The sequence below is a fragment of the Nocardioides sp. NBC_00850 genome (genome assembly GCF_045207335.1).
Lineage (GTDB): Bacteria > Actinomycetota > Actinomycetes > Propionibacteriales > Nocardioidaceae > Nocardioides.
On record NZ_CP108845.1, the window covers coordinates 3,680,323 to 3,705,303 of the forward strand.

Annotated in this window: 21 protein-coding genes and 2 pseudogenes; 12 read left to right on the forward strand and 11 right to left on the reverse strand. The window is 65.8% G+C overall.

Translation table 11 applies throughout. The features are described from left to right. Nucleotides 1-39: 39 nt before the first annotated feature. The 4 genes from OH802_RS17820 to OH802_RS17835 all read left to right on the forward strand — a co-directional run bounded on the left by OH802_RS17820 (nucleotide 40) and on the right by OH802_RS17835 (nucleotide 6,029). Nucleotides 40-1,755: an ABC transporter permease gene (locus OH802_RS17820; protein WP_406020622.1), complete on the forward strand. Its 1,716-nt coding sequence runs from the start codon at nucleotides 40-42 to the stop codon at nucleotides 1,753-1,755. A gap of 30 nt (nucleotides 1,756-1,785) precedes the next feature. Continuing rightward, on the forward strand, nucleotides 1,786-3,003 hold the full coding sequence (locus tag OH802_RS17825) for an ABC transporter ATP-binding protein (protein ID WP_406020624.1): 1,218 nt from the start codon (nucleotides 1,786-1,788) through the stop codon (nucleotides 3,001-3,003). Between the two features lie 55 nt (nucleotides 3,004-3,058). Next, nucleotides 3,059-4,516 (forward strand): aldehyde dehydrogenase, encoded by a 1,458-nt coding sequence (locus tag OH802_RS17830; RefSeq protein WP_406020626.1) that lies wholly within the window; start codon nucleotides 3,059-3,061, stop codon nucleotides 4,514-4,516. 94 nt (nucleotides 4,517-4,610) lie between these two features. After that, the gene (locus OH802_RS17835; RefSeq protein ID WP_406020628.1) at nucleotides 4,611-6,029 is read left to right on the forward strand and encodes an MmgE/PrpD family protein; all 1,419 of its coding nucleotides are present in this window, start codon (nucleotides 4,611-4,613) and stop codon (nucleotides 6,027-6,029) included. An 84-nt stretch (nucleotides 6,030-6,113) separates the two neighbouring features. Here OH802_RS17835 and OH802_RS17840 read toward each other — a convergent pair whose 3' ends face one another. Both OH802_RS17840 and OH802_RS17845 read right to left on the reverse strand, forming a co-directional pair. Next, on the reverse strand, nucleotides 6,114-7,088 hold the full coding sequence (locus OH802_RS17840) for an NAD-dependent epimerase/dehydratase family protein (protein ID WP_406020630.1): 975 nt from the start codon (nucleotides 7,086-7,088) through the stop codon (nucleotides 6,114-6,116). A gap of 81 nt (nucleotides 7,089-7,169) precedes the next feature. Then, nucleotides 7,170-8,552: an MmgE/PrpD family protein gene (locus OH802_RS17845; protein WP_406020632.1), complete on the reverse strand. Its 1,383-nt coding sequence runs from the start codon at nucleotides 8,550-8,552 to the stop codon at nucleotides 7,170-7,172. Nucleotides 8,553-8,789: 237 nt separating this feature from the next. On the opposite strand from OH802_RS17845, the gene OH802_RS17850 reads away from it, so the two are divergent. Genes OH802_RS17850 through OH802_RS17870 form a run of 5 tightly spaced genes read left to right on the forward strand, consistent with a single transcriptional unit; the run spans nucleotide 8,790 to nucleotide 14,593 of the window. Then, nucleotides 8,790-9,680, forward strand: a complete 891-nt coding sequence (locus OH802_RS17850; protein WP_406020634.1) for an NAD(P)-dependent oxidoreductase — start codon at nucleotides 8,790-8,792, stop codon at nucleotides 9,678-9,680. A gap of 32 nt (nucleotides 9,681-9,712) precedes the next feature. Then, entirely contained in the window at nucleotides 9,713-10,480 is a 768-nt protein-coding gene (locus OH802_RS17855) for an SDR family NAD(P)-dependent oxidoreductase (RefSeq protein ID WP_406020636.1), read from the forward strand. A 21-nt stretch (nucleotides 10,481-10,501) separates the two neighbouring features. Further along, nucleotides 10,502-11,911: an MFS transporter gene (locus OH802_RS17860; protein WP_406020638.1), complete on the forward strand. Its 1,410-nt coding sequence runs from the start codon at nucleotides 10,502-10,504 to the stop codon at nucleotides 11,909-11,911. A gap of 27 nt (nucleotides 11,912-11,938) precedes the next feature. Then, a complete protein-coding gene (locus OH802_RS17865; RefSeq protein ID WP_406020640.1) occupies nucleotides 11,939-12,949 on the forward strand; it encodes an alcohol dehydrogenase catalytic domain-containing protein in 1,011 nt (336 codons plus the stop codon). A gap of 57 nt (nucleotides 12,950-13,006) precedes the next feature. Further along, nucleotides 13,007-14,593, forward strand: a complete 1,587-nt coding sequence (locus tag OH802_RS17870) for an AMP-binding protein (RefSeq protein ID WP_406020642.1) — start codon at nucleotides 13,007-13,009, stop codon at nucleotides 14,591-14,593. Nucleotides 14,594-14,639: 46 nt separating this feature from the next. On the opposite strand, the gene OH802_RS17875 is transcribed toward OH802_RS17870, so the two are convergent. From OH802_RS17875 to OH802_RS17910, 8 genes are all read right to left on the reverse strand, one after another. Then, complete coding sequence (locus OH802_RS17875) at nucleotides 14,640-15,122, reverse strand: hypothetical protein (protein ID WP_406020644.1); 483 nt, start codon at nucleotides 15,120-15,122, stop codon at nucleotides 14,640-14,642. 11 nt (nucleotides 15,123-15,133) lie between these two features. After that, on the reverse strand, nucleotides 15,134-15,841 hold the full coding sequence (locus tag OH802_RS17880; RefSeq protein WP_406020646.1) for a DUF6152 family protein: 708 nt from the start codon (nucleotides 15,839-15,841) through the stop codon (nucleotides 15,134-15,136). A 123-nt stretch (nucleotides 15,842-15,964) separates the two neighbouring features. Next, a complete protein-coding gene (locus OH802_RS17885) occupies nucleotides 15,965-16,321 on the reverse strand; it encodes a cyclophilin-like fold protein (RefSeq protein WP_406020648.1) in 357 nt (118 codons plus the stop codon). A gap of 216 nt (nucleotides 16,322-16,537) precedes the next feature. Then, on the reverse strand, nucleotides 16,538-17,494 hold the full coding sequence (locus OH802_RS17890) for an SDR family NAD(P)-dependent oxidoreductase (protein WP_406020650.1): 957 nt from the start codon (nucleotides 17,492-17,494) through the stop codon (nucleotides 16,538-16,540). 45 nt (nucleotides 17,495-17,539) lie between these two features. Beyond that, nucleotides 17,540-18,601 carry an alpha/beta fold hydrolase gene (locus tag OH802_RS17895; RefSeq protein ID WP_406020652.1) on the reverse strand — a complete coding sequence of 354 codons (1,062 nt, stop codon included), beginning with the start codon at nucleotides 18,599-18,601 and terminating at the stop codon, nucleotides 17,540-17,542. A gap of 8 nt (nucleotides 18,602-18,609) precedes the next feature. After that, nucleotides 18,610-18,948, reverse strand: a complete 339-nt coding sequence (locus tag OH802_RS17900; RefSeq protein WP_406020654.1) for a hypothetical protein — start codon at nucleotides 18,946-18,948, stop codon at nucleotides 18,610-18,612. 467 nt (nucleotides 18,949-19,415) lie between these two features. After that, complete coding sequence (locus OH802_RS17905) at nucleotides 19,416-19,754, reverse strand: MoaF-related domain-containing protein (protein ID WP_406020656.1); 339 nt, start codon at nucleotides 19,752-19,754, stop codon at nucleotides 19,416-19,418. Nucleotides 19,755-19,937: 183 nt separating this feature from the next. Continuing rightward, entirely contained in the window at nucleotides 19,938-20,828 is an 891-nt protein-coding gene (locus tag OH802_RS17910) for a helix-turn-helix transcriptional regulator (RefSeq protein ID WP_406020658.1), read from the reverse strand. A gap of 197 nt (nucleotides 20,829-21,025) precedes the next feature. Between OH802_RS17910 and OH802_RS17915 the strand changes: the two genes are divergently transcribed. The 3 genes and pseudogenes from OH802_RS17915 to OH802_RS17925 all read left to right on the forward strand — a co-directional run bounded on the left by OH802_RS17915 (nucleotide 21,026) and on the right by OH802_RS17925 (nucleotide 24,620). After that, nucleotides 21,026-21,712 (forward strand): NADPH-dependent F420 reductase, encoded by a 687-nt coding sequence (locus OH802_RS17915; RefSeq protein WP_406020660.1) that lies wholly within the window; start codon nucleotides 21,026-21,028, stop codon nucleotides 21,710-21,712. Nucleotides 21,713-21,969: 257 nt separating this feature from the next. After that, a pseudogene (locus OH802_RS17920) lies at nucleotides 21,970-22,988 on the forward strand (zinc-dependent alcohol dehydrogenase family protein). Nucleotides 22,989-23,033: 45 nt separating this feature from the next. Then, nucleotides 23,034-24,620, forward strand: a complete 1,587-nt coding sequence (locus OH802_RS17925; protein WP_406020662.1) for a Na+/H+ antiporter — start codon at nucleotides 23,034-23,036, stop codon at nucleotides 24,618-24,620. 6 nt (nucleotides 24,621-24,626) lie between these two features. Here OH802_RS17925 and OH802_RS17930 read toward each other — a convergent pair. Continuing rightward, nucleotides 24,627-24,957, reverse strand: a pseudogene (locus tag OH802_RS17930) (IS481 family transposase); the annotation flags it as partial. Nucleotides 24,958-24,981 lie beyond the last annotated feature (24 nt).

The following is a 24,981-nucleotide window of genomic DNA, read 5'->3' on the forward strand; positions in this document are numbered from 1 at the left end:
CATCACCGACAGCCAACCTCCCATTCGCGAAGGAATGAGATGTCTGCATCAACGCCCACACTCATCGACAGGGTCCGCGGAAAGTCGGACGTCACTCTGTCGACTCCCGTTTACATCGTCACGCTCGCCCTGATCGTGCTTCCACTCGGCTACTTGGTCTATGCAGCGCTCCAGACCGACTCGCCGGGGTCGCCCACGTCGGAGTTCACCTGGGACAACATCACGACGGTGGCGACCACCGCGTCGTACTGGACCGCTCTGCGCAACTCGCTCTGGCTCGGGTTCCTCGTCAGCCTCTTCTCCGTGATCCTGGGCGTCTCGTTCGCCTGGATCCTGGGGCGAACCGACGTTCCGTTCCGCGGCCCGCTCTCGGTGCTCGTCTCGCTCCCCATCTTCCTCTCGCCCTTCGCAGGTGGCGTGGCCTGGGTTCTGCTGGGGTCGAAGAAGTCTGGCCTCATCAACGGATTCCTGACCAAGTGGTTCGGTGAAGGCGCCGGCATCGTGAACATCATGAGCTTTCCGGGCCTGGTCTTTGTGATGGTGCTTGCGTTCGCGCCTCTTGCGTACCTGTTCACCCTCGGGCCGATGCTCAACATGGACGGCAGCCTCGAAGAGGCCTCGCGCGTCGGTGGGGCCTCGGTGTTCCACACGATGCGCAAGATCACGCTTCCTGTGGTCCTTCCGGGAATCCTGTCCGCGGCCCTGATGGTGTTCGTCCTGGCGGCGGAGATGTTCAGCATCCCCGGCCTCATCGGAACCGCGGCCGGCTACCGGACGCTGCCGTTCTTCATCTATCAGAACACGACGGCCGCGCCCCCGAACTGGGGCGGCGCGGCAGCCGCGGGACTCGCGCTTCTGCTCATCATGCTGGTCGGTACGCTGCTGCAGGCGCGGGCGACGAAGACCAGTTCGCGGTTCGTCACCATCAGCGGCAAGGGGGCGCGCCCCGTCACCCTCAAGCTGGGGCGTTGGCGGTGGGTGGCGTTCCTGATCCCCGTCTTGTACGTCCTCGTCGGGGTCGTCCTCCCAGCGGCAGCGCTGCTGTTGACCACGTTTTTGCAGTACTACACTCCGAATCTTTCCTGGGACCTTTTCACCCTGCAGAACTGGGAGACCACGCTGGCGTCGCCGCGGTTCCAGATCGCGGTCCAGAACACCATCTTCGTCGGCTCGGCGACCCCCACCATCGCGGTGGTGATCGCGTTCGCGCTGTCCTACATCCGGAACCGGACCCACGCGCCGTTCCGGGCCACGATGGAGGCAGTCGGCATGCTGCCCGTTGCCATCCCCGGCATCGTCTTCGGGGTAGGGGTCCTGTGGGCGTACGTCGGGAGCCCGGTGTACGGCACGGTATGGCTGCTGCTGATCGCGTACTGCGCCAGGTTCCTGCCCCACGCCCTGCGCGTCATCTCCTCAGGCATCGTCCAGGTCGACAAGGGGCTCGAGGAGGCATCTCGCGTGGCCGGCGCCGGCGTCACGAAGACGATGCGCTCAATCACGATCCCACTCCTCAAGCCGACCGTCCTGTCGGGGTGGTTGCTCCTCCTCATCTACTGCACCCGCGAGCTGAACGTCGCGATCATGACCTACACCAGCAAGTCGGTCGTCGTACCGGTCCTGATGTGGAACGAGATGAGCGCCGGGGCGTACCAGAAGGCTGCGGCCCTCGCGATCATCGAGTCCACTCTCATCCTCGCGGCGGTGACCATCGCGGCGCTGGTCTTCCGAGTCAACCTGTTCCCGCGTGGCAAGTAACGTGCTCGCCGCTTCTGAGAGGCAAAGCTGATGTCCAAAATAATCATTGATGACGTTGTCAAGGACTACGGCACCTTCGTAGCGCTGCGCGGCATCTCGCTTCAGGTCGAGGAAGGCGAGTTCGTCTCCCTTCTCGGGCCCAGCGGATGCGGCAAGACCAGCCTGCTCCGGTCCCTCGCCGGCCTTGAAGACATCCAGGGTGGAAGTATCACCGTCGGTGAGAAGGTGCTGTCCCGTGAGGGCTACACGGTGCCGCCCGAGCGCCGCAACGTGGGTCTGATCTTCCAGTCCTACGCGCTATGGCCGCACATGACCGTGTTCAAGAACATCGCGTACGGCCTGAGCCTGCGCAAGTGGGACAAGAAGCGCATCAAGGCGCGTGTCTCCGAGGTCCTGGGCGTGGTCGGTCTGGAGGGTCTCGAGGACCGGTTGCCCGCCCAGCTTAGCGGTGGCCAGATGCAGCGTGTGGCGGTGGCCCGCAGCTTGGCGGCGGCACCTGGGGTCCTGCTGTTCGACGAACCGCTCAGCAACCTGGACGCCAAGCTTCGCGAGACCATGCGTTTCGAGCTGCGACGGATCCAGAAGAGCGTAGGAACGACGGCTGTCTACGTCACCCACGACCAGGCTGAGGCCATGGTCATCTCGGACCGCATCGTCTTGATGAACGGTGGTGAGATCGTTCAGCAGGGCACCGCTCGGGAACTGTACGAGACTCCAGCGTCGGAGTTCGCCGCCAAGTTCGTCGGATTCAGCAACCTGCTCCCGGCACGTGCCGAGACGGTGGGAGTTTCAGGAGGGGTCTCGACCTACCGGCTCGATTCCAAGAGTGCCCAGCTCGTCGCGGGCAGGGTCCGGCCAGGGATCGCGACCGGTGAATCGGTCATGCTCTCGGTCCGGCCCGAGTGCATCCGAATCAAGCGGCTATCCGAGGTCGACTCCAACGACTCGGTCGTTGCGCTGCCGTCCAGGATTCGCGACATCGTGTACGCCGGAAACCTGTGTGACGTCTTCTTGACGGTCGGTGAGTTCAAGGCTCGTGCCCAGGTCCTCCCCACCGAGATCGAGGGCTTCTCCCCGGGAGAGGAAGTCTGTGCCGTCTTCGACAGCCGCAGCGTGTGGCCGGTGCCCCGCGACGTGTCCGCCGGGGATCTGGACGACACCCCGCCTGCGCCGGCGGCCGCCGTTGCCGGCGCCGAGGCGGCCAGTCCGGCGCCGGGTATGGAGACGACCGTGCTTGGACAGAAGTGATCGCGGTGGTGTTCTCGAACCTCACACGCAGACAACGCATCAGAGAGAAGGAAGCATGGATTGGCAAGGCCGTTCGGATCTGTTCATCGATGGGGCCTGGGTCACAGGTTCGGGGGAGGCGCTGGATGTCGTCTCTCCAGCGACGGAGGGGGTGCTCGCCCGTTTCAAGGCCGGGTCGCCAGCCGACATCGATGCGGCGGTGACCGCGGCCCGGCGTGCGTTCGATGAGGGCCCGTGGGCGCGAACATCGCTCGAGGAGCGCGTCGCCCTGATCGTCGATCTGCGTAGGCTGCTCCAGGAAGAGCAGGAATCGAGTGCGCAGCTCATGACCGACGAGATGGGCTGCCCGATCACACAGTCGCGCGCCATCCTGGCAGGCGCACCCCTCGACATCATCGATGCCTATCTCGACGTCGCTCGCGACTTCCCGTTCCAGGAGATCCGCAGCGCTCGCACGGGCAGGGCGCTGGTGTCCCATGAGCCCGTCGGCGTGGTTGCAGCGATCGTCCCCTGGAACTCGCCACTGGGGATCAGCGTCCAGAAGGTGGTGCCGGCGCTCTTGGCCGGATGCACCGTGGTGCTCAAGCCCGCACCCCAGACGGCGCTCACCGGTTTCCTCTTCGCGGAGCTCATCGAGCGTGCGGGCTTTCCGCCCGGGGTGGTCAACGTCGTGCCGGCCGATCGTGAGGCGAGCGAGGCCCTGGTCGTGCACCCCGGCGTCGACAAGGTCACCTTCACCGGTTCGACGGCCGCAGGCCGTCGCATCGCCTCGCTGTGTGGGCATGACCTGCGCAGGGTGAGTCTCGAGCTCGGCGGCAAGTCAGCGGCGCTCGTGCTCGACGACGCGGGCCTGGACCAGACTGTCGAGGCCCTACGGATGGGTGCGTTCCGCAACAGCGGACAGGTGTGCACCCTCAAGACTCGCGTCCTGGTTCCCGAGCGTCATCGAGACGAGCTCGTTGGCCGGCTCGAGGCGATGGTGGGATCCCTGTCGGTCGGGGATCCGCACGACGAGGCCACGCAGATCGGGCCCATGGTCACCCAGGCTCAGTTGCGTCGAGTCGAGGGCTATATCGCCGCTGGAAGCGAGCAAGGGGCGAAGCTCGTCACCGGTGGTGGACGCCCTGCCGGACAGCCGCGGGGCTGGTTCGTCGAGCCGACCCTCTTCAGCGATGTCGATCCCAACATGTCGATCGCCCGGGAGGAGATCTTCGGGCCGGTCCTCTCCGTGCTCACCTACGCCGACGAGCGCGAGGCCGTCGCCATCGCCAACGACACCTCCTACGGTCTGAGCGGCGCCGTTTTCTGCACCGACGTCGAGCGCGGGCTCACCATCGCCCGGCAGTTGCGTACCGGCGCGGTGGAGCTGAACGGCTCCGCGATCGGGCTCGGTGCTCCGTTCGGCGGCTTCAAGGAGAGCGGTCTCGGTCGGGAGAACGGTCCGGAGGGGCTCTCGGCCTACACCGAGATGCGCTCCATCGGGCTGGCGCCCGATGTGGAGATCGCTCTGTGAGCCAGCGGCCCCGCGGTGCACGCGCCCCACAGCGAGCGCCCTACCACCTCCGTGCATGCCGGTTCCACTCCGGCCGAGCGAAAGAAGACACTTGATGACCGTCACCCATCCACTCAGGGAGATCGCCGACTCGGTGGTCCGAGATTTCACCTCGTTCGTCACTCAAGTGAGCTACGCAGATGTGCCTGAGACTGCTCGCGCGGCGGCGAAGCGCTGTCTCCTCGATGCGGTCGGATGCGGTATCGCAGGAGCGCAGACCGACGTCGTCCGAGCGCTGCGAACCGTTGCGGCGACGGCGACGAGCACACGTCCGGCCACGCTGTTCGGTACGTCGATCCAGACGACCCCCGAGATGGCGGCATTCGTGAACGGCTCGGCCATCCGATGCCTCGACTTCAACGACGACTACTTCGGGACGGACGAGTCGAACGCCCATGGGGACACGGGCCCGCACCCGAGCGACAACATCGGGGGAGTGCTGGCCGCCGCTCAGATCGCCGGCGCCACTGGTGCAGAGACGATCCTTGGCCTCGTGATCGCCTACGAGGTCTGCGGCCAGCTGGTCGACGAGGTCGTGATCCGGGGCAACGGCTGGGACCACCCGACATTCCACAGCATCGCCACCGCGGCCGCGGCCTCCAGGCTCCTCGGGCTCTCGTCCGAGCAGGTGGCCAACGCCCTGCGCCTGGCCGTCGTACCCAACATCTGTCTCTACCAGTCTCGGGTCGGTTCGATCTCGAACTGGAAGGGCTTGGCCGGCCCCAACGGAAGTCGCAACGGCCTCTTCGCCGCTCTGCTGGCAGAGGCGGGGATCACCGGACCGGAGATGGCCTTCGAGGGCTCCCGTGGCTTCATGCGTCAGCTTGATCACCAGTTCTCCCTTGGCCCGTTCGGTGGACCGGATCACCAGTTCCGGATCGAGAACACCTACTTCAAGCACCTACCACTGCGCTACGAGATGCAGCTGCCGGTGCAGATGGCCATCGAGGTGAGAGAGACGATCGACCCACTCGAGATCGCGTCGATGAAGGTCTACATGGAGAGCAAGTCGGTCGTCACCCGCGACTCGGAGCCGGCGATCTGGAAGCCGACGAACCGCGAGACCGCTGATCACAGCGGTCCGTACCTGATCGCCGCGTCTCTGCTTGATGGCAACATCACGCACGAGACGTTCGAGCCCACGCGATTTCAGGCCGAGGACGTGCTGGGAGTGACCGACACGATCGAGCTCATCGAGGACCCGGACTACACCGCCAGCTTCCCGTGGAAGATGGCCTGCCGTTTCGAGATCCAGCTGAAGGACGGCAAAGAGGTGGTTCTCGAGGGAGTGAACCCCAAAGGTCATCCTCTGACGCCGATGAGTGAGGAGGAGTTCACGGTCAAGTTCCTCGGTCAGACGCAGTCGCTGTTGGGACAGCAGCAGGCGGACGAGCTGTTGCGTGCCATCGGCTGTCTCGAGGCCGAGTCCTCCGTGGACCGGATCTTCGCGCTCACCGTGCCGCGCATGTCCTAGGCCGAGCCCAACGGATCCTCGGCGAAATCAGAAGCGGTCCGAGTCGTCCCGCCAGGGATGACTCGGACCGCTCCGTCGTTCAGATCACTTCTGCGCGCGATACCACTCGATGACAGCGCGAAGCCCCTCGTCATGTGTGGTCTCGGGGGTGAAGCCCAGCACGTCCCGCATGCGGTCCTGGCTCACCCGCTGATACCGGGTGCGCTCACCGCGCCAATCGATCTGCGACGGGTCGTGCCCGTAGAGCTCGATCAGCCGGCGACAGAACTCCTCGGTCGTCACCGGTGCTCCGACCACGTTGACCGCCAGATTGGCCTGCTCGGCGGAAAGCGACGCAAGGATCGCCTTGGCCACGTCGTCGACGTACACGAAGGAATGGATCGAGTCAGGGGTCCAGGCCAGTGACGGCCGCTCGCCGGCGTCGAGGGCCTGGAGGATGTCGATCGACATCGATCCGTTCGAGCCGGGACTCACCCGCGGGCCGTAGATCGGGCCGATCCGCAATGCGAGGTACGACGGCCCTCCGAGCCCGGTGAATGCCTCCAGATAGGCCTCGCTCGCCAGTTTCGTTGCGGCGTACATGTTGATGCCGCGACACACCCACGGTTGATCTTCGCTGAACGGGGCGGCATCGGCGTCGGCGTAGGGGCCGTAGAGCGTGTTGGTGGATCCGAAGACGAACCGCGAGTGCCCGTGCCGGGTCGCGAGTGTGAGCAGGTCGTAGGTCGTGCCCACGTTCACGTCGTGCGCGTCCTTGGGCCGGGCTGCGGCCGCCTGGGTGCGTACGGCCGCCAGGTGGACGATCGCATCGGCCTCGCCGACGATCGGATCGAGGGCTTCGACGTCTCGCAGATCCGCGGCACGGAACTCGACGTTCGGGAGTCGAGAGATCTCCTCGGACCGGGCGTTCTGAGCTACGTCGAGCGCGATGACTCGGTGGTCGGTCCTCTCCGAGAGGAGTTCTACGACCCTTGAGCCGACGAAGCCTGCGCCGCCGGTGACCAGGACGGTCAGCGGGCGGGCATCGGACGCCGTGTCAGGGGATGGGGCGGGTGACATTCTGGATCCCTTCATAGGTGGCGAGGTCAGGTGCGGCTTGCACGCCTTCGTTGCGGTTTGAGTGACAGAGGGGCCTGTCGGCTAGACGCGGCGAACTATCGCGGCGACGTCTGGGACCGACTCGAGGTCCCGGACGAGGTCGATCACGGACTCCACGTTCGCGGGGGTGGGTGGGTGTGCGGCGACCGCCGCGCACTCTCGGAACTTCTGGGCCAGCTGGTCCCAGCTGGTCGGTGCCTGCTGGCTGCCCGGATAGTCCGAGCCTTCCCGTTGGAACTTGCGGCCGTCGTTGGTGACGACCTCCACGCGTCCGGGAGGGAGCTCGAGCTTCCAGTCCAGCGACGCGTCGAGGACCGGCGTGACCTTGGCGGCCAATGAACGGACTCGGGCATCGTGCAGGCCCGCATCGGTGAAGTGCGCCACCCGCACTGATCGGTGAACCGCTGCCAGAGCTACCAAGAAGGGAAGGCTGAACTTCGCGTCGACCAGCGTCTCGGGCGCCCGTCGAGCATCGAGCGGAGTGCACATCACATCGTGATAGTCGCCTACGAAGACACGGATCTCGTCGATGTCCTCAGGCTCGAGATGGTGTTCTGCCAGGAGCTCGATCGTCGCGTGGATATGGCTGTGTGAGGTCCCCACCGATGGCCACAGCTTGTAGAGGGTGCCTGCTCCGCGAAAGTCGGTGCCAAGGTCGGCGAGCATCGCGTCACGGTCGTGGCGACCACCGAAGTAGGTGTTGAACACGCCGTACGGTCCCTCGAACAGCATCTCCACTCCAGTGAGACCCCGTTGGGCCAAGAGCGCCGCGGTGACCGCGCCGCGGGCGGAGAAGCCGGCGTACACGCACCGCAGGTCACTGCCCGTGCCGGTGATCACCTCCGCAATGCCTGCTGACTGCTGGCTGGCGATCCCGAGGGCGTGATGCAAAGTGGTGCTAGGCAGATCGAGCACTCGACCCGCGGCCGCGGCCGCGGCATAGACGCCGGCGACGCTGGACAGGTTCCAGTCCTTGCGCCAGCCGACGTGACAGCGGAGGCGGGCGAAGATGTCCTGACCGGCCGCCACGGCGGCGATCAGATCAGCTCCGCGGACGGTTCCGACGCGCTCAGCAACTGCCAGGGCCGCGGGTACGACTGAACTGGAGGCATGCTGGCCCCAGGGGGTCTGGTCGTCGAAGTCGAGGCAGTGTGCCATCGCCCCGTTGGCGAACGCGGCGTTGGTTGCAGGCACTCGAATGCCACGACCCCAGACGGTGGACTCCGCTCGTCCGCCGTCCTCGCCGACAAGATCGACGAGGCCCTGCACCGCGGGTTCGACACCGCTAGCCGCCAGGGCCACGCCGAGAGTGTCGAGGATGCTCATCTTGGCCGCCTCGAGCGCCGGTCCGCTCAGCGCGTCGAGCGTGACGGTTGCTGCCATCTCCGCCATGGAGCGGGAGACGTCTCGTGCATCTGCGGCCATGCCTTGCCTCGATCCTGTCTGGTACGTCACTTCACAATGTGACTATAGTCTGACAGTATACGAGATGTGACGACAACCACTGCTTCGGGGAAAGATGCCGGACATACCGTTCGTGACAGGGCTGCCTGAGCACTTCTTCTTAGCTGTGGGCCACGTGCTGCTCGTCGACCGCAGAGGCGCCGCTTGGGTCCGGCCAGTTCGGCGATGTCAGACATATAGGAAAGGGACGTAATGGGCATGGACACGATTGGGTTCATCGGCGTGGGCGCGATGGGCGCCGCGATCGCCAGCCGGTTGCTCAAGCACGAGCTCCTGGTCAACGATCGCAACCCGGATGCTGCCGCGGAACTGGTGGTGGCAGGTGCCCGGTTCGCGGACACGGATGAGATCGCCGAGAAGTGCCGGACGATCTTCATCTGCCTTCCGGGTCCACCGCAGGTGACCGACCTGCTGCTCGGCCCTGATGGACTCGCCGCGCGGCTTGCTCCTGGCACCACCATCATCGACAACACCAGCGGAACGCCGACGACAGATGTCGAGCTCGTCGCGGCGTTGGGGGAGCGTGGCGTCACCTACGTCGACTGCCCCATCGCCGGTGGCGTGCCGCGCGCGTACGAGGGCACGGCTCTGCTCATGGTCGGGGCGGATCACGACGTCTTCGCCCGCGTGGAGCCCCTGTTGAAGGAAGTGACCGACGAGGTCGTTCACGTGGGGCCTGTCGGAGCCGGACATGCAATGAAGCTCGTCAACAACCTGCTCAACGCGTGCAACCGGTTCGCCGCATTGGAGACGATCCGTCTGGGAGTCGCGGCCGGTGTGGCGCAGGAGGTCGTCGTCGACGTCATCAACAAGGGCAGCGGCCGCAACTATGCGACAGAGGTCACCTATCCTCGGCTGCTGCTCTCCGGCGAGGGGTACAAGCCCCAGAACTTCACGCTCGAGCTCATGCTCAAGGACGTACGCCTGGCCACCGAGCTGGCGGAGTCACTGGGACACGAGATGCCGGTCGGGAACCTCGTCCGCAGGTCGACCGAGCTGGCAGTAGAGCGATTCGGGCCGAAGGCCGACCAGAGCCAGCTGATGGCCGAGTGGTACGTCGAGAGCGCGGACGACCAGACGAACAGCTAGGCACGCGAACTCATGGAGAGGTAGGAAACGCTGTGGATCTGAATCTGAGTGGTAAGACCGCGCTGATCTCAGGCGCGAGTGCCGGCATCGGCCGGGTGACGGCGAAGACGTTGGCGCGCGAGGGCGTGCAGACGATCGTGGTGGCCCGCAAGGCCTCCGCCCTCGAGGAGCTGGCTGAGGAGATCAGTGCGGACGGTCACCGGCCGCCGTTGGTGATCGTCGACGATCTTCTCGACGGAGACTCCTTCGATCGGGTCACGGAGAAGGTCATGGGCGAGTTCGGCGGTGTCGACATCGTCGTCAACAACCTCGGGCAGGCCAGGCCCTTCGATCTCGATACGACGGAGGAGGAGTGGAGCGAGGCCTTCAGGCTGAACTTCGACACCCCTCGACGGCTGACGACGCCCTTCATCGCCGGGATGCAGGAGCGGGGCTTCGGACGGGTGATCTGTCTTACCGCCACCTCCGAGCCCTCGCACGTCAGCGGGTCGCTGACCTCCAAGGGTGCCGTTCTGATGTGGGCGAAGGGGCTTGCGCGCATGGTGATGAAGGACGGGATCACCGTCAACTGCGTATCGCCTGGCTACCTGATGACCGAACAGATCCGGAACAACTTCATTCCTCAGTTCGTCCCCACGGCGGAGGACCAGCAGGCGTGGCTCGAGCGAGAGATTCCTGCGCAGCGCTTCGGGGATCCGGCCGACGCGGCGAATCTGATCACCTACCTGGCCTCGCCGCTCGCTGGCTACGTCACAGGTCAGCGGGTCTACGTCGATGGCGGCTGGAACCGGCACGTCTGATCAGTCCCCGGCCACGCAGGAATGCGCCTGGTCGGTATGCAACGAAGACAGGTATCGAAGGAGTATCACGTGAACGTGAAAGTTGTCAGTGACCGTCGGAAGCTGATGGGAGGTGCTGTCGGCAACTTCGGCGAGCAGTTCGACTACACGGCGTACGCTCTCCTGGCGCCGACGCTGGCCGTCCACTTCTTCCCCCAAGCCGATCCCGTCGCGGCGATGCTCAGCACCTTCGCTGTCTATGCGCTCTCGTTCGTCGCCCGTCCGTTCGGCGGAATGATCTTCGGCTATGTCGGGGACCGGTTCGGCCGGCTCTCGGTGCTGCAGTGGACCGTCGTCCTGATGGGTGGCGGGACGATGCTGATGGGCTTTCTCCCGACCTATGCCAGCATCGGCCTCGTTGCGCCGGCGCTACTGGTGTGCTGTCGGCTCCTCCAAGGGCTTTCGATCGGCGGGGAGACGACTGGTGTCGAGAGTTTCATCACCGAGTCTGCGCCCGACGGACGGCGTGCGACGTGGATGACCAGGGTCATGGCGTGGGCGTACTGGCCGGCCGCGATCGTAGCGGTGGTCATCCTCGGTATCCGACTGATCCTCGGCGACCAGGCCTTCGAGGAGTGGGGCTGGCGCATCCCATTCCTTGCTGGTGGCCTTGTGGCGGGTATCGGCTATTACCTACGACGCACGCTGGAGGACCCTGAGGAGTTCGTCGAGGCGATGGCCGAGGCTCGGTCCAAGGACTCTGCTGGGTCCGACCAAGCGAGTCAGGGGCTCGGCGCCGCGGTTCAGGTCCGGCGCTCGGTATTGCTCGTGACCCTGCTGCAGCCGCCCATGGCGGTCGGGGCCTACCTGCTCACTGGGTACATGTATACGTTCGTGGCGGTCGAGGGTGGCCTGTCTCCGACGCGGGCCCTGCTGTCGAACGCGGCCGCTGTGGCCACCTTGGCAATCCTCCTGCCGTTGATGGGACGGCTCAGCGACCGGTTCGGGCGACGCGCGATGTTCGCTGCCGGGGCTGGTTGGCTCTTCGTGATGGCCGTGCCCGCCTTCCTGCTCGCGGATGCGGGCAGTCTGGTGACCGCGTTCCTCGGTCAGGCGCTTCTCGCGATCGGTGTCGCTATGTACGGTTCGGCCGCCTTCGTCGGCTGGGTCGAGCTCTTCCCAACCGCGATGCGATGCCGCGGCCACGGCATCGCCTACAACGTGTCGGTCGCCCTGTTCGGCGGTACGACGCCACTGATCGCGACCGCACTCATCGGTCTCACCGGAAGCCCTGTGGCTCCAGCGATCTACGCGATGGCACTCATTGGGACGTTTGGTCTGGCTGGTGTGCTCCTCGTCCCGGAGACGAAGCATCTGAACCTTCGGTCCTCGATCTACGACGATTCCGCCTCGCGAGGAGCTGCTGAACAAGCGGCTGTGGCCAAGGGCTGAACCAAAAGCGGGAAATGAGAGGGAATGATGAAGGGCATACTGTTTCACGGCGAGCGAAAGATCGAAGTTGCGGAGTTCCCCGACCCCGTACCTGGGGACGGCGAGGTCGTCATCGCGATGCGGGCCTCCGGCATGTGCGGATCGGACCTGCACACATACCGCGGTCCTCGACGTGAGCAACCACTGATCGGCGGCCACGAGCCGGCTGGCGTCGTCGCCAGCGTGGGCAGGGGTGTCCCGGACGAGTGGATCGGCCGCGCTGTGATGGTGCACCACTACTTCGGATGCGGTCGTTGCGACCAGTGCCGGTCCGGATGGACTCAGATGTGTCGTGACGGCGCGACGGCGATGGGCGCGACCGCGCAGGGCTCGCACGCCGACTTCATGACCGTGCCGTTCACCTCGGTTCTCCCCATGCCTGAGGGGCTGTCGTTCCTCGCTGCTGCCGCCATCGGCTGTGGGACGGGCACGGCCTGGGGCGCGCTCCGCCGGCTTCAGCTGAGCGGTGAGGACACCATTGGGATCTTCGGTCAGGGTCCGGTCGGGCTTGCGGCGACGCAGTTGGCCTCGGCCATGGGCGCGCGGGTGATTGCTCTGGACATCGCACCGTCGAGGCTCGAGAGGTCGCGTGACTTCGGCGCCTCCCTGACCATCAATCCTGCCGAGGTCGACTCCGTCGCCGACGCCGTCCGCGACCTCACGGACGGGCGCGGAGTCAGCAAGAGCCTGGAGACCTCGGGGGCGTCGTCCGCGGCCCAGGACGCCCTGCACGTCCTCGACCTCTGGGGCACCGCCTGCTGGGTCGGAGTCGGATCGACGATCCAGTTCGACCTGACCGAGCACCTCTACAAGCAGATCAAAGGCGTGACCTCCTGGACGATGTCGATGGCCTCGATGGAGGACTGTGCGCGATTCGTGGTCCAGCGCGGTATCGATGTGGACGCGCTGTTCACCGAGACGTGGCAGCTCGCCGACGCGGTCGAAGCCTACGAGCTCCTCGACCGCCAGACCTCGGGCAAGGGCGTGTTCGTCCCCTGACCCATGGCACTGGAGAGGATGGAGGACACGATGTTCGACCAGGGTGAGGAAACACAGGTGGTTCAAGCCGACCAGCGCCGTGTCGACACGCTGTTCGGCGCACTCGAACGGTGGGGCGAGCACGCTGAACCGGGCCGACGGACACTCACCGGGCTCCGTAACGGCGAGGAATGGGTCGAGCTGTCGTACGAGGACCTGCTCTCGGACATCGTCCGAGTGAGCGCTCATCTCGCGGACCTGGGACTCGGCAGAGGCGACGTCATCTGTCTTGTCCTCCCGAACTGGACCGAGGCTGTCATCTACACCTACGCAGCGTCCCGGATCGGAGCGGTCGTCTGTCCGGTCACCACCATCTACCGCCGTCGCGAGCTCGGGTTCGTCCTCGAGCGAACACACTGCAAAGTCGTCGTGGTGCCGTCGGTCTACCGCGGCTTCGAATACGCAGCGATGGTGAGCGAGATGGCCGCCGACCTTCCGGACCTGACGACGATTGTGAGCGTCGGGGACAATCAGGAACCCGGGGTGGTGTCGAGCAAGGAGCTGTTGGCGACGACGCCGACCCCGGTGGAACCGGCAGACGTGACGGTCGATGACGTCGCTGTCCTCGCGTTCACGTCTGGGACGACGGGCGAGTCGAAGGGCGTGATGCATTCCCACGCCACCATGCACGCTGTGATCGACGACCTCGTCGAGCACGCCGGGTTCGGCGGCGGGCTCACCTCGCTGGTGATGTCTCCATTCGGCCATCTGACCGGCTTCACCTGGGGCATCCTGATGCCCCTGCGAGGCGGTGGTGACGTTGTTCTGCTCGAGTCGTGGGACCCGGAGAAGGCACTCGATCTGGTTGACCGATACAGGGTGACCTTCACGATGGGGGCGACCCCGTTTCTCAATGACCTGCTCGAGCGTGCGGGCAAGCGGGCGCGTGTGGTGTTCCCCGACGTGTTCGTGTGCGGTGGTGCCCCGATCCCGCCGTCGCTGGTCGAACGTGCCGTTCAGCGCTTCGGGTGCCGGGTCGTGGCAGTGTGGGGGATGAGCGAATACTGCGTCGGCACCGCCACCGCCGTGCAGGATGAGCCGGTGCTCGCCAGCACGAGTGATGGCCGCCCCGTCGGGTCCGCCGACGTCAAGGTCGTGGATCCCGAGGGCAATCCGGTTGCAGTTGGTGAGGAAGGTGACCTGATCATTCGGGGACCGGGCCGTTTCCTCGGTTACTACAAGCGCCCTGACATCGACGCCGGAAGCCTCACCACGGATGGCTATCTGAAGACGGGCGATCGCGCGCGACTCCTCGACGAGCGAGGGCACATCCGCATCTGCGGCCGCACCAAGGACATCATCATCCGAGGCGGTGAGAACATCCCGGTCGTCGAGATCGAGAACATCCTGGTCACCCACCCTGACATCAAGGACGTCGCTCTCGTCCCGCTTCCGCACGAGCGACTCGGCGAGACGGCATGTGCTTGCGTGGTCCTGCAGCCGAACGCTTCAGGCCTGACCGTCGAAGACTTAGGAGCGTTCCTCGGCGCCCACGATGTGGCCAAACAGTTCTGGCCGGAGGCGGTACGGGTGCTGTCCGAGTTCCCTCGCACGCCGAGTGGGAAGATCCAGAAGTTCGCGTTGCGGGAACGAGCGCTCTCCTAAGAGGCTGCAGTGGTCGAGGCGCTCCTCCGTTCTCTTGCCGTACCAGTCACGTGTAGGCCAGGAGCCTGCCTGCGACCGTGACACCTGACCACGATGTGAGGGAGATGACCGCGGCGAAGCGGGCGGCGGCGGGGGTCGGTCGGTCGACATCCCAATCGGTCACGTTGCGGTAGGTGTGTCTGTGAAAGATCAGGATGTTCAGACCGGCCAGCAGGATGAGGCCGAGCTTCCACGGTGCGCTGCCGCGGTCGGCGAGCAGGTTCGCGCCAGGCAGGAACATGGCCACACCGGTGACGGCCGCGATCATGAAGCCGAGGTGTGAGAGGGGGAGGAGGTGTTTGGCCGCGGTCGTCACCCGTAGTGCCTGTCGGCCGAGACCCAGCAGCCGAAGGTCGAACGCGGCCGCTGGGCCGATGAGGAGGGCGATGCCGATGATGTGCACGCTCTCGAGCATCGGATACAGGTAGGCCGTGCCGCGGATCGCCTCAGCGAGCGAGGTCTCCTCCAGCCAGGAGTAGATGCCGTCCATCGCGGACCCCATCATCCTCGGCGCGAGCGCGCGCGCATGTAGACAGCTCCGGCGATGATGACGACGAGAAGTGCGGCACCGAGCGTGGCCCATACAGCAACCGGGGACGTAGCGTCGGACTCCGATGCGGTCGGGACATCCTGGTCGGTGTCGGTCGACGAGGACTCTGCCGGCGCGTCACCCTCCGGGTAGGGGGTCGGCAGCGGGGTTGCGGGGAGCTCGCTGCCGAGCACCTGGTTGACAGGGTTGCCGTCCTCGACCCAGAACACGACCGGACGGAACTCGTCGTCGTGGCTCTCGCCGACGTAGCCGACGGCCTCGACCCGTTCGCCGTCCTCGAGCGGGCGGTCGAGGCCCCACATTCCCGTGAAGCTCGGAGGCGCGATCGTGACCGCCAGCGCGTCATGAGACCCGCTGTATGACGGCGCGGCGTCGATGGGGCCGCTGTCCTCGGGGGCCTGCAGCTGCTCAGGGAGGTCAAGCTCGGGCGTGTCAGCGGGCATGTCGCTGTTGACCGTCACGGTGAAGTAGGAGTGGGGCTCGCCCCAGCGGACATCCGAGACGGTGCCTGAGATGTAGTAGAGGCGGTCGGTGTCGAAGTCGTCGAAGCCGTGATGCGCCTGCGCGGCACCGGGCGTGAGCGTCAGGAGCGCCGTCGCGGTGGCCAAGGATGCAGCCGCCAGTCTGAGGTGGCGGGAGCTGATGGTGATGAAGCGCATGTCGAGTCGTTCCTTCCAAGGTTTGAGATTGGCTCCAGAAAACTGCATCTCGCAGGAGGCGGGGAGTCCCTGTCCTGAGGTGTACTGAGAGGGCAACCTTCTGCGGGAGCCTCGGGTGCAGGGTCACTCGAAACGGTCGACGTCGACCGTGACATCGCCATCCATGCGCGCGAGGCGTTCGGGGGCGTCACCTTCGAACTTGCCGAGGACGACGATGCCGTCGTAGTAGGACTGGTTGCCGTAGTAGAGGACGAGGTCGTTGCCAGGGGCGTAGTAGCCGACGTCTCCTACGTCGGGGTCGGCGCCGGACGACTGTCCGTCCAGGGAGAGCTCTGATGGAAGAGCGCCGGTCTTCTCGACGCCGCCGTGATCGGTCATGTCCAGAGTCAGCGGCAGTTGGGCGATCAGGTCGCGGCTGGCGGCGCTGTCAGTGAGCGTCGCCTGGAAGCGCTCGCCTTCAACGCTGATCTCGATCCTCATGTCAGCCTCCTGGGGAGCCGTCGCAGTTGGCGTAGGGCTCTGATGGTTGGGGGTGGGGCTGTCGGCGGTGGTCGGTGCGCCGGTTGCCGTGCTGGGCCGGCTCTCGGGCGTGTCACTGGTTCCGCAGGCAGTCAGCCATCCGCTGGCGATGGTGACCAGAAGCGCTGCGGTGGTGAAACGGGCTGTCCTCATATTTCTCCGTTCGGGTCCGGGGCCTCACGTCAAACTGACCCCGGTGCGTTGTGCGTACGCGGCGAGCAGGTCGTCCTGCGCCCGTGGGTCGTGAACCGCTGGATGGACCTGGGTCTCTGGTTTCTGATGGAAGAGGAAGTTGCCGGTGATCTGACGCGCCGCTTCGGTGCCTTCTGCCAGCCAGACCTGGGTCATGTAGCCGGCGCGCAGGTCGTCTGGGGCGTAGGGGCCGTTGTGGAATCCCATCTTGGTCGGCACCCAGCCCGGTGCGACGGCATTGACCCGGATGTCGGGCCGGCGGCGAGCGACAGCGATCGCGAGCGTCGCCATGTGGAGCTTGCTGTCGTCATAGGTGATGTGAGCGCCGTCGCCGCGAAGCTCATCGAGCTCGAGGTCACCGCCGAGGTGCAGATCTGAGGTGAGATAAACCAGTGCATCCGCGGGTGAGTTGACCAGGCTTGTCAACAGGTAGGGCGACAGCGAGTTGGCGTTGAGGATCTGGCTGTTCGCGATGCCGTACTCGCCGGCGTTGTGGATGATGACGTCGAACCTTGGCAGCTCGTTGATCTGAGTCGCGAGCGCTCGGGTCTGATCGAGGTTCAGAAGGTCACCGATGACCACGTCCTCGACGGCGGGCAGGTCACGGCGTACGTCGGCCGCTCGCTGCTCATTGCGCGCGTGGGCGACGACGCTGTGCCCGCGGGCGAGGAGGTAGGCGGCGGCGAGCTGACCGATTCCCCCGGTCGAGCCGGTGATCAGAACGCGCTTGGCGTCGGTCCTCGGGCGCGGACGGATGTTCTCCTCGATATAGCGCAGCTCGTCCGCGACTTCCTGGGTGTTGTAGGTCCCGACACCGAACCTGCCACTGCGCGCTGTCGCCTCACCACTGTTGGACGGTTGCGACCTGGTACAGGCCGCCACGGTTCCCACGCCCACCGTGGCGGCGGACATCAGGAGCGTACGTCTGGTCATGCTGTTCATGGCGGTCTTGCGTCCTGTCTTCGTGGCGGAGAGAACGCACGACGCTCAGCCGGCGTGCGTGCGGAGGAACCTCGTGCTGCGGACCATGGAGTCGTCGAAGCGGGGCCCGAAGGAGTGACGCTCGCCTTCGTACCACTCGATCTGCGCGTCGACGCCTGAGGATTGGAGGGCATCGAAGGTCGCGCCCGCCCATGCTTCTGGGCACTGTTCGTCCTCGGTTCCGTGGATCATGAGCACCGGCTCCGTGATCCGGCCGAGCTGGGGACGGGTGGAGATGCCCGTCCAGAACTCGGGGTTCTCCTCGGGCGTTCCGTAGAGGTCGGCGGCTTCGGCGGCGTAGTCGGAACCAGGGCCCGCCCAGCGGCGGTAGTTGTCCGACTCCAGGGATGACTGACCGGAATAGACGATTCCGGCCTGCACCAGGCCGGGGGAGATCTCGAGCGCCTGGAGCACGACGTTGCCTCCCATGCTGCGGCCCATCAACGCCACGCGGGCAGGGTCGATCGGTAATTCACTGCCGCGAAGAGCGTGCACCGCGTTGACGGCGTCGACCGCATAGCCGAGGTACATGTTGCGCACCAGGTCTGGGTCGCGGTCGGAGTCGGCGTGGTTGCGGTAGTCGATATGGAAGGCGATGAACCCCTGGTCGGCGAGGTGGCCGCGTTCGCGTGTCATCCCCTGACCGCTCGTATAGGCGTCTGGCTCGATCCAACCGTGTGCGAGGACCACAGCGGGGAACGGGCCGTCGCCGTTCGGGACGTTGATGACCCCGGAGACGGTCAGATCCTCGCTGCGGTAGGTGGCGTCATAGGAGGTGTAGCCGGTTGTGCGTTCCCTGACGTCGCCGAGGCGGAGGCGTGTGCCGCTGTACTCGCGGTCGAAGTAGTCGCGCAGCGCGACAGGCGTCTCTGTCGGTTCCCCGGACCGGGCCGGCGCCGACGGGCCGGACGGTCCGGTCGACCCGGGCGCCGAGGCGGCAGTCCCGTCGCCCTGGCTTGCGGGGGATGAGTGATCCGTCCCGGGAAGCGAGCAGCCTGCCAGCAGAGCGGCAAGGAGAGCCGTGTGCAGCAGTCTTCCGACCGGTGCGCCTCGGATCAAGGATGTCATCGAAGGTCTCACAGGCGTTCGTACGTCGCGCGCCAGCCCTCAGCGGGGTTCGGCGGCGTCAGAACCAGCGTGTCGCCACTCACGTCATACGACCGGGTCAGGCTCTGCCCGATCAGATCGCGCACCAGGGAGGACTCGATGGTCACCTCGAACGTCCCGGCCGGCTTGTCGACGACGAAGTCCCCGTAGAAGGCCTCGTAGCCGTTTCTCGTATAGGGGGTGTCCGGGGCGCTCGGGTCAGGGTTCATCGCCTGCACCGACATGGTGCCGGCCTTGGAGAAGACGATCTGGCCCGAGTAGGGAACCGGCTCGAGGTTGCCCTCGGTGCCCGTCTCCAACGAGGTCATCCGCCACACGCCCACCAGTGAGCCAGCAAAGGGCGCGGCCGCTGCTTGGCGGTTGTCACCACGCCCTGCTGCGTTTGACCCCGTGAGCGGCACAACAGCCAGTACGAGTGCAATGATCAGTGCCACGCCCAGGACCAGCGGAGCGATCATGGGTTTTCTTGTCATGGTTTCTCATCTCTATCCGTGTGGACTTCCATGGAAACCGTCTTGTCCCGGTCTCGGGAGTCCCCGTCGTAGCGTGTACTGACAGAGCACCCCAGTGGTCCTTCTGCGTACGCGCAGGTTGTCGCTACGTGCCACCGCACCGGGGCCAATGCCCCGGTGCGGTGGCAATCTGAAGCGCTCAAGAGCACCGTGGCGTCCGGCTGCCCCACTGTGGAGCTCACAGACGTCGGCTTGAAGATCGCAGCCGAGTACCTGAGGGGCCTGCCGCAGCGGGGCATACCCCCGACGTACGTCGGAGTCGTTCAGCCCACACGGCTCCAGGCGCCGACCAGCTGGACGAAGTTGCCGCCGATGACGGAGCTGGCCATGCAGGAACCCTCGTTGTAGTCCTCGATGTGAGTGACGTGGTCACCGGACTCGGGCTCGGTCCAGCGCACCACGTAGAGGCCATCGCGGACCTTGACCGTGGTGTAGTCCATTGTCTCGGTGGCGCCCTTGATGGCTCCACCGGTGACGAGGAACGTGACGCTGGTCGGGGAGTTGAAGGTGATCTCGGCGGTGAAGTGGCCCAGCGGTGTGTCGGGGCCGAAGTCCGCCAGCCAGGTTTCGCCGACGCTGGGGAGGGTTGCGTTCTTGTCCACTGCTCTACTTTCGCTTTCGTGAATTGACTGGGTACGGGTCGAGCTGTTCGACCGTTCCTCTTTCACGATGGCACCGTGATCTCGCGTTTGGCAGGGAGAGATGCATCCCTGGTTGGTGCTCGCCCGGTCTGCGGGTGAGACGCGGGTCGACGTGTTGCTTCCTTCGCAGTGGTTAGGTCGGGATCAGTGGTCCAGATCGGCGGATTGCTCCCCGCTGGGCGCCGGGGAGGGAGCGTCCCACGACGCGAGAAGGCGGAGCTTGTCGCTGCTGGACGTGCCGGGCTCCGCAGTCCAGGCGATGATCTGGAGACTTGGGTCAGACGCCCAGGTGAGTGCGCTCCAGTCGAGGTGGAGGTCCCCGACGAGCGGATGGCGCAGGTGCTTGGCGCCAGCATCGCGGTTGGCGACGTTGTGGTGCGCCCACCACTGGCGAAACTCGGCGTACTGGAGCGACAGGTCGCCCACGACGCGGGCGAGCATGCGATCACCAGGGTTGCGGGTGTTGTGCATGCGCATCTGGGCGATGGAGAGCCTGGTGACGCCTTCCCAGTCAGCGTAGAGCTCTCGCATCGCGGGATCGTCGAACAGCAGCCGGATGTAGTAGCGGTCGTTGACAGGGATGCGCGAGAAGTCGGTGATCAGGGCAGCGGCCAGCGAGTTCCAGGCGACGATCTCTGTTCTTGGCCCGATCACGAACGCCGGGGTGTGTGCCATGTTGTCGAGCAGCCGCTGGAGCTGCGGCTGTGGCCTGCGGCGCGGTCTGCGGGATGGTGGCCTGAAGTCGTCTCGAGAGGCGAGGTCGTAGAAGTACGCCCGTTGGTCCTCATCGAGCTGTAGCACTCGCGCCAGCGACTCGACAACCGAGGGTGACGCCTGTATGCGGCCCTGCTCGAGACGGGTGTAGTAGTCGGTGCTGATAGCGGCCAGCACGGCGACCTCTTCGCGCCTCAGGCCCTTGACCCGCCGTCGCTCTCCTTCCGGGAGACCGACCTGTTGGGGTGAGAGCTCGGAACGTCGTGCTCGGAGGAATGTCCCGAGTGCTTTGGCGGCGTCCGAGTTCCGTTCGTCGTTCATGCGCGGTCTCTCCGTTCGCCGGGCCGCTTCCGGGGGCTCATCATTGCGCGCCGTCGGCAAGTTGGTGATGTCCACGTTGCCATGCGAGATGAGCCCATGGGAGGGAGCGAACAGTCCCTTGTTGGGGATCGTGATCCCGAAGAGCCTGATGGCAGGTCATCTGTGGCAAGGAAAAGTCTGACAAGAAGGGGAACTTCATGAAGATCGCTGTCCTGGGGACAGGCATGGTCGGTCGCGCTCTCGCCGGACGGCTGTCCGGCCTGGGTCACGAGGTCGTCATCGGCACTCGCGACGTCGAGGCCACGCTCGGGCGCACTGGGACTGATGCGATGGGTACGCCGCCGTACGCACAATGGCAGTCCCAGCATCCCGATGTGCACCTGGTGCCGTTGGACGCCGCAGGGGATCATGGAGATCTCGTGGTCAACGCGACCTCTGGTGTCGCGTCGCTCGAAGCCATCGACGCGGTCGGCCCGCAGCGGCTGGACGGCAAGGTCCTGCTCGATCTGGCTGTGCCGTTCGACTTCTCGCGTGGCATGCCGCCCACTCCGACGATCCCCAACACCGACAGCATCGCCGAGCGGATCCAGCGCGCGGTGCCAAGGGCACGAGTGGTCAAGTCTCTCAACACGGTGTTCTGCGACGTCATGGTCGATCCCAAGCGGGTTCCTGGCGCCCACACCCTCTTCGTCTCCGGCGACGACGCGGCCGCGAAGGCCACCGTGACTGCGCTACTAGGAGAGTTCGGCTGGTCAGCTGACTCGGTCCTCGATCTCGGTGGCATCCAGACCGCCCGCAACGTCGAGATGTACATGCTTCTCTACTTCAACCTCGCCGGAGTGCTGCAGACCTTCGACTTCAATATCGCTGTGGTTCGCGGCTGACGAATAGGCCGGGCGCCGCACCGACCACACGTCTTCTGCCCGCGACGTGGAGAGCGTGGGGAGTCTCCACCGATAGGACCGTCGCCAGCAGGGGAATGGGTCCAAGACCCTGCACCACCCTTCGGGCGTATCGAGCCGCCGGAAACGACTGGAGCGAGGGGAGACTACGCGGCCGCCCTGATTCTGGATCTTCAGCCGTGGGGGCGCCGCGTCATGCCTTGCCCGGCCCTGACACGAGAGATAGAGAGAAAAGCATCATGCGCGCCACCATAATCCACGCCCCCGGTGACATCCGGGTGGAGGACGTGCCCGAACCCAAGATCATCGAATCGACCGATGCGGTCATCCGTACCGTCGTTACCTGTGTCTGCGGGTCCGACCTGTGGGCCTACCGTGGCCTTGAGCCTGTCGGCCAGCCGCACCCGATGGGTCACGAGTACGTCGGGATCGTCGAGGCGGTCGGGAGCGACGTCAGGTCCGTCAGGCCCGGCCAGTTCGTCATCGGCTCGTTCGCCACATCGGACAACACGTGCCCGAACTGCCTGGCGGGCTACCCGTCCAACTGTGTGCACCGGGAGTTCATGAGCACATGCCAGGCCGAGCACATCCGCATCCCCAACGCCGAGGGCACCCTCGTGGCCACTGACGAGCACCCGGCCGACGAGCTCTTGCCCAGCCTGCTGACACTGTCCGACGTCATGGGCACCGGCTGGTACGCCGCCAAGGCCGCCGAGGTCAGGGCTGGTTCCACCGCCGTCGTCGTCGGCGACGGCGCGGTCGGCCTGTGCGGCATCATCGCCGCCAAGGAGCTTGGCGCCGAGCGCATCATCGCCATGAGCCGGCACGACGACCGGCAGAGGCTCGCCCTGGACTTCGGCGCCACTGACATCGTCACCGAGCGTGGCGCAGAAGGCATCGCCCGCATCAAGGAACTGACCAACGGCGTTGGCGCCGACAGCGTCCTGGAGTGCGTCGGCACCCCAACGAGTCGATGCATCAGGCGCTGCACTCCACACGCCCGGGCGGCAACGTCGGCTTCGTCGGACTACCGCACGGCGTCGCGATCGACGGCCAGGAGCTGTTCTTCTCCCACGCCGGTCTGCGCGGCGGCCCGGCTCCCGTGCGCGCCTACCTGCCCGACCTCATCCAGCGGATCTTCGACGGCCGGATCAACCCTGGCAAGGTCTTCGATCTCACTCTGCCCCTTGAACAGGTCGCCGAAGGTTACCAGGCCATGGACGAGCGCCGCGCCATCAAGACGCTTCTGAAGCCTTGACCAAGTTCTGCTCGCACTGATCCATTCTCTTTGGGGGAACTCACCTTGCTCGGTTTGGAACTCGTCGTGCTCCTGGGCGTGGCCGTGCTGGTCGGCAACGCCGTGGGGCAGCGCTTCGGCATTGCCCCACCCATCATCCTGCTCGCGTCGGGCGTCCTCCTCGGAGTCATCCCGGCGGTGCGCGAGGCGGAGTTGCCGCCTGAGGTCGTGCTGCTCCTCTTCCTGCCGGTGCTGCTGTACTGGGAGAGCCTGACCACCTCCCTGCGGGAGATCCGCACCAACCTGCGCGGCATCGTGCTGCTGAGCACCGTCCTCGTCATCCTCACTGCCTGGGCCGTCGCCGCCGCCGGGCACGCCCTCGGACTGCCGTGGGGACCGGCCTGGGTACTCGGCGCGGCCGTGGCACCCACGGACGCGACAGCAGTCGCCGTCCTGGCCCGCGCCCTGCCGCGCCGCCAGGTCACTGTCCTACGCGCGGAGAGCCTGATCAACGACGGCACCGCCCTGGTTATCTTCGGTCTCGCTGTCGGCATCACGGTCGGCGAAGAACACCTGAGCGTCCAGCACGTCGGCGGGCTATTCCTGCTCGCCTACGGCGGCGGAGCCGCGGTCGGGGTGGCGGTCGCGTGGGTCAACATGAACCTGCGGCGCCGTCTGACCGACCCCCTGCTGGGCAACCTCGTCATGATCCTGGCACCCTTCACCGCCTACCTGCTCGCCGAGCTGATCGAAGCCTCCGGCGTACTCGCGGTGGTCGTCAGCGGCCTGATCATGAGCCAGGTCGCCCCTCGCATCATCCGTGCCGAACACCGCACGCAAGCGATGGCGTTCTGGCCGCTCGCCACGTTCCTCATAAGCGGGACCATGTTCGTGCTGGTGGGGGTGGAACTGCAATCGGCCGTCCGCACCCTCAGCCGTGCCGACCTCGAGGACGCACTGATCGCCGTAGGCGCCGTCTGCGGGCTGCTCATCGCCGTGCGCTTCGCGTTTCTATTCGTCTCGACCTACGTGGTCCGCATGCTCGACCGCAGACCCCAGCAGCGCCTGCTCCGGATCAGTCACCAGGCACGTGTGGTCAGCGGGCTGGCTGGATTCCGGGGCGCGATCTCACTCGCGGTCGCGCTCTCGGTGCCACAGGCGCTCGACTCCGGTGAACCGTTCCCCGACCGCGACTTCATCGTCTTCGTCACCTCCGGCGTCATCCTCGTGACACTGGTGACGCAAGGACTCCTGCTGCCCGCGGCGGTGCGCTGGGCGAGGCTGCCGCCCGACACGTCGGTCGACGAGGAACATCACCTCGCCGAGACCACCGCCGTAGAACAAGCACTCCAGGCCATGCCCGAACTCGCCAACGACTTGGGCTCCGAGACGAAGATCGTCGAGTGGTTGCGCCATGAGTACGAAGCTCACCTGGCGACCGCACGGGCTAGGGTCGGGGGCGCCGCCGACGACCCGGTGCTGGTCCAGCACCGGGACTACGTCGCGCTGCGTCTTGCTCTCATCGACCACAAACGCACGACCATCGTCCGTCTCCGCGACGAACGCCGAATCGACGACACCGTCTTGCGCCGCCTGCAGGCCGACCTCGACAACGAAGAGGTCAGCCTATCCGGAAGTGCGACGGTGGAGTGACCCCTCCCTGTAGAGGACGCCGACCGCGGTGAGGACCTTCTCGTCGTCGTGGATATCGGCGTAATCAACGCGGGAGTGGTCGTTGATCACGGTGTGCCGAAGCATTTCCGGTGGTTCGGCTCATAGCGCTTGGTTTCGCTCCGGTGCGATCGAGGGTTGCTTGTCGGTTCGCCCGGCATTGCTCGGTGCTGACGATCCGCCACCGCCACCGTCGGGGATGTTGCCGAACCTGGTGACATCGACGTGGATCAGTTCGCCGGGCCGTTCGTAGCGGCGTGCAGGTTCGCCGGTGACTCGGTCGAATGTAGGGCAACCGGTTGAGTCGGCACCGGGCCAAACCGCATGCACGGCCTTCCGGGCC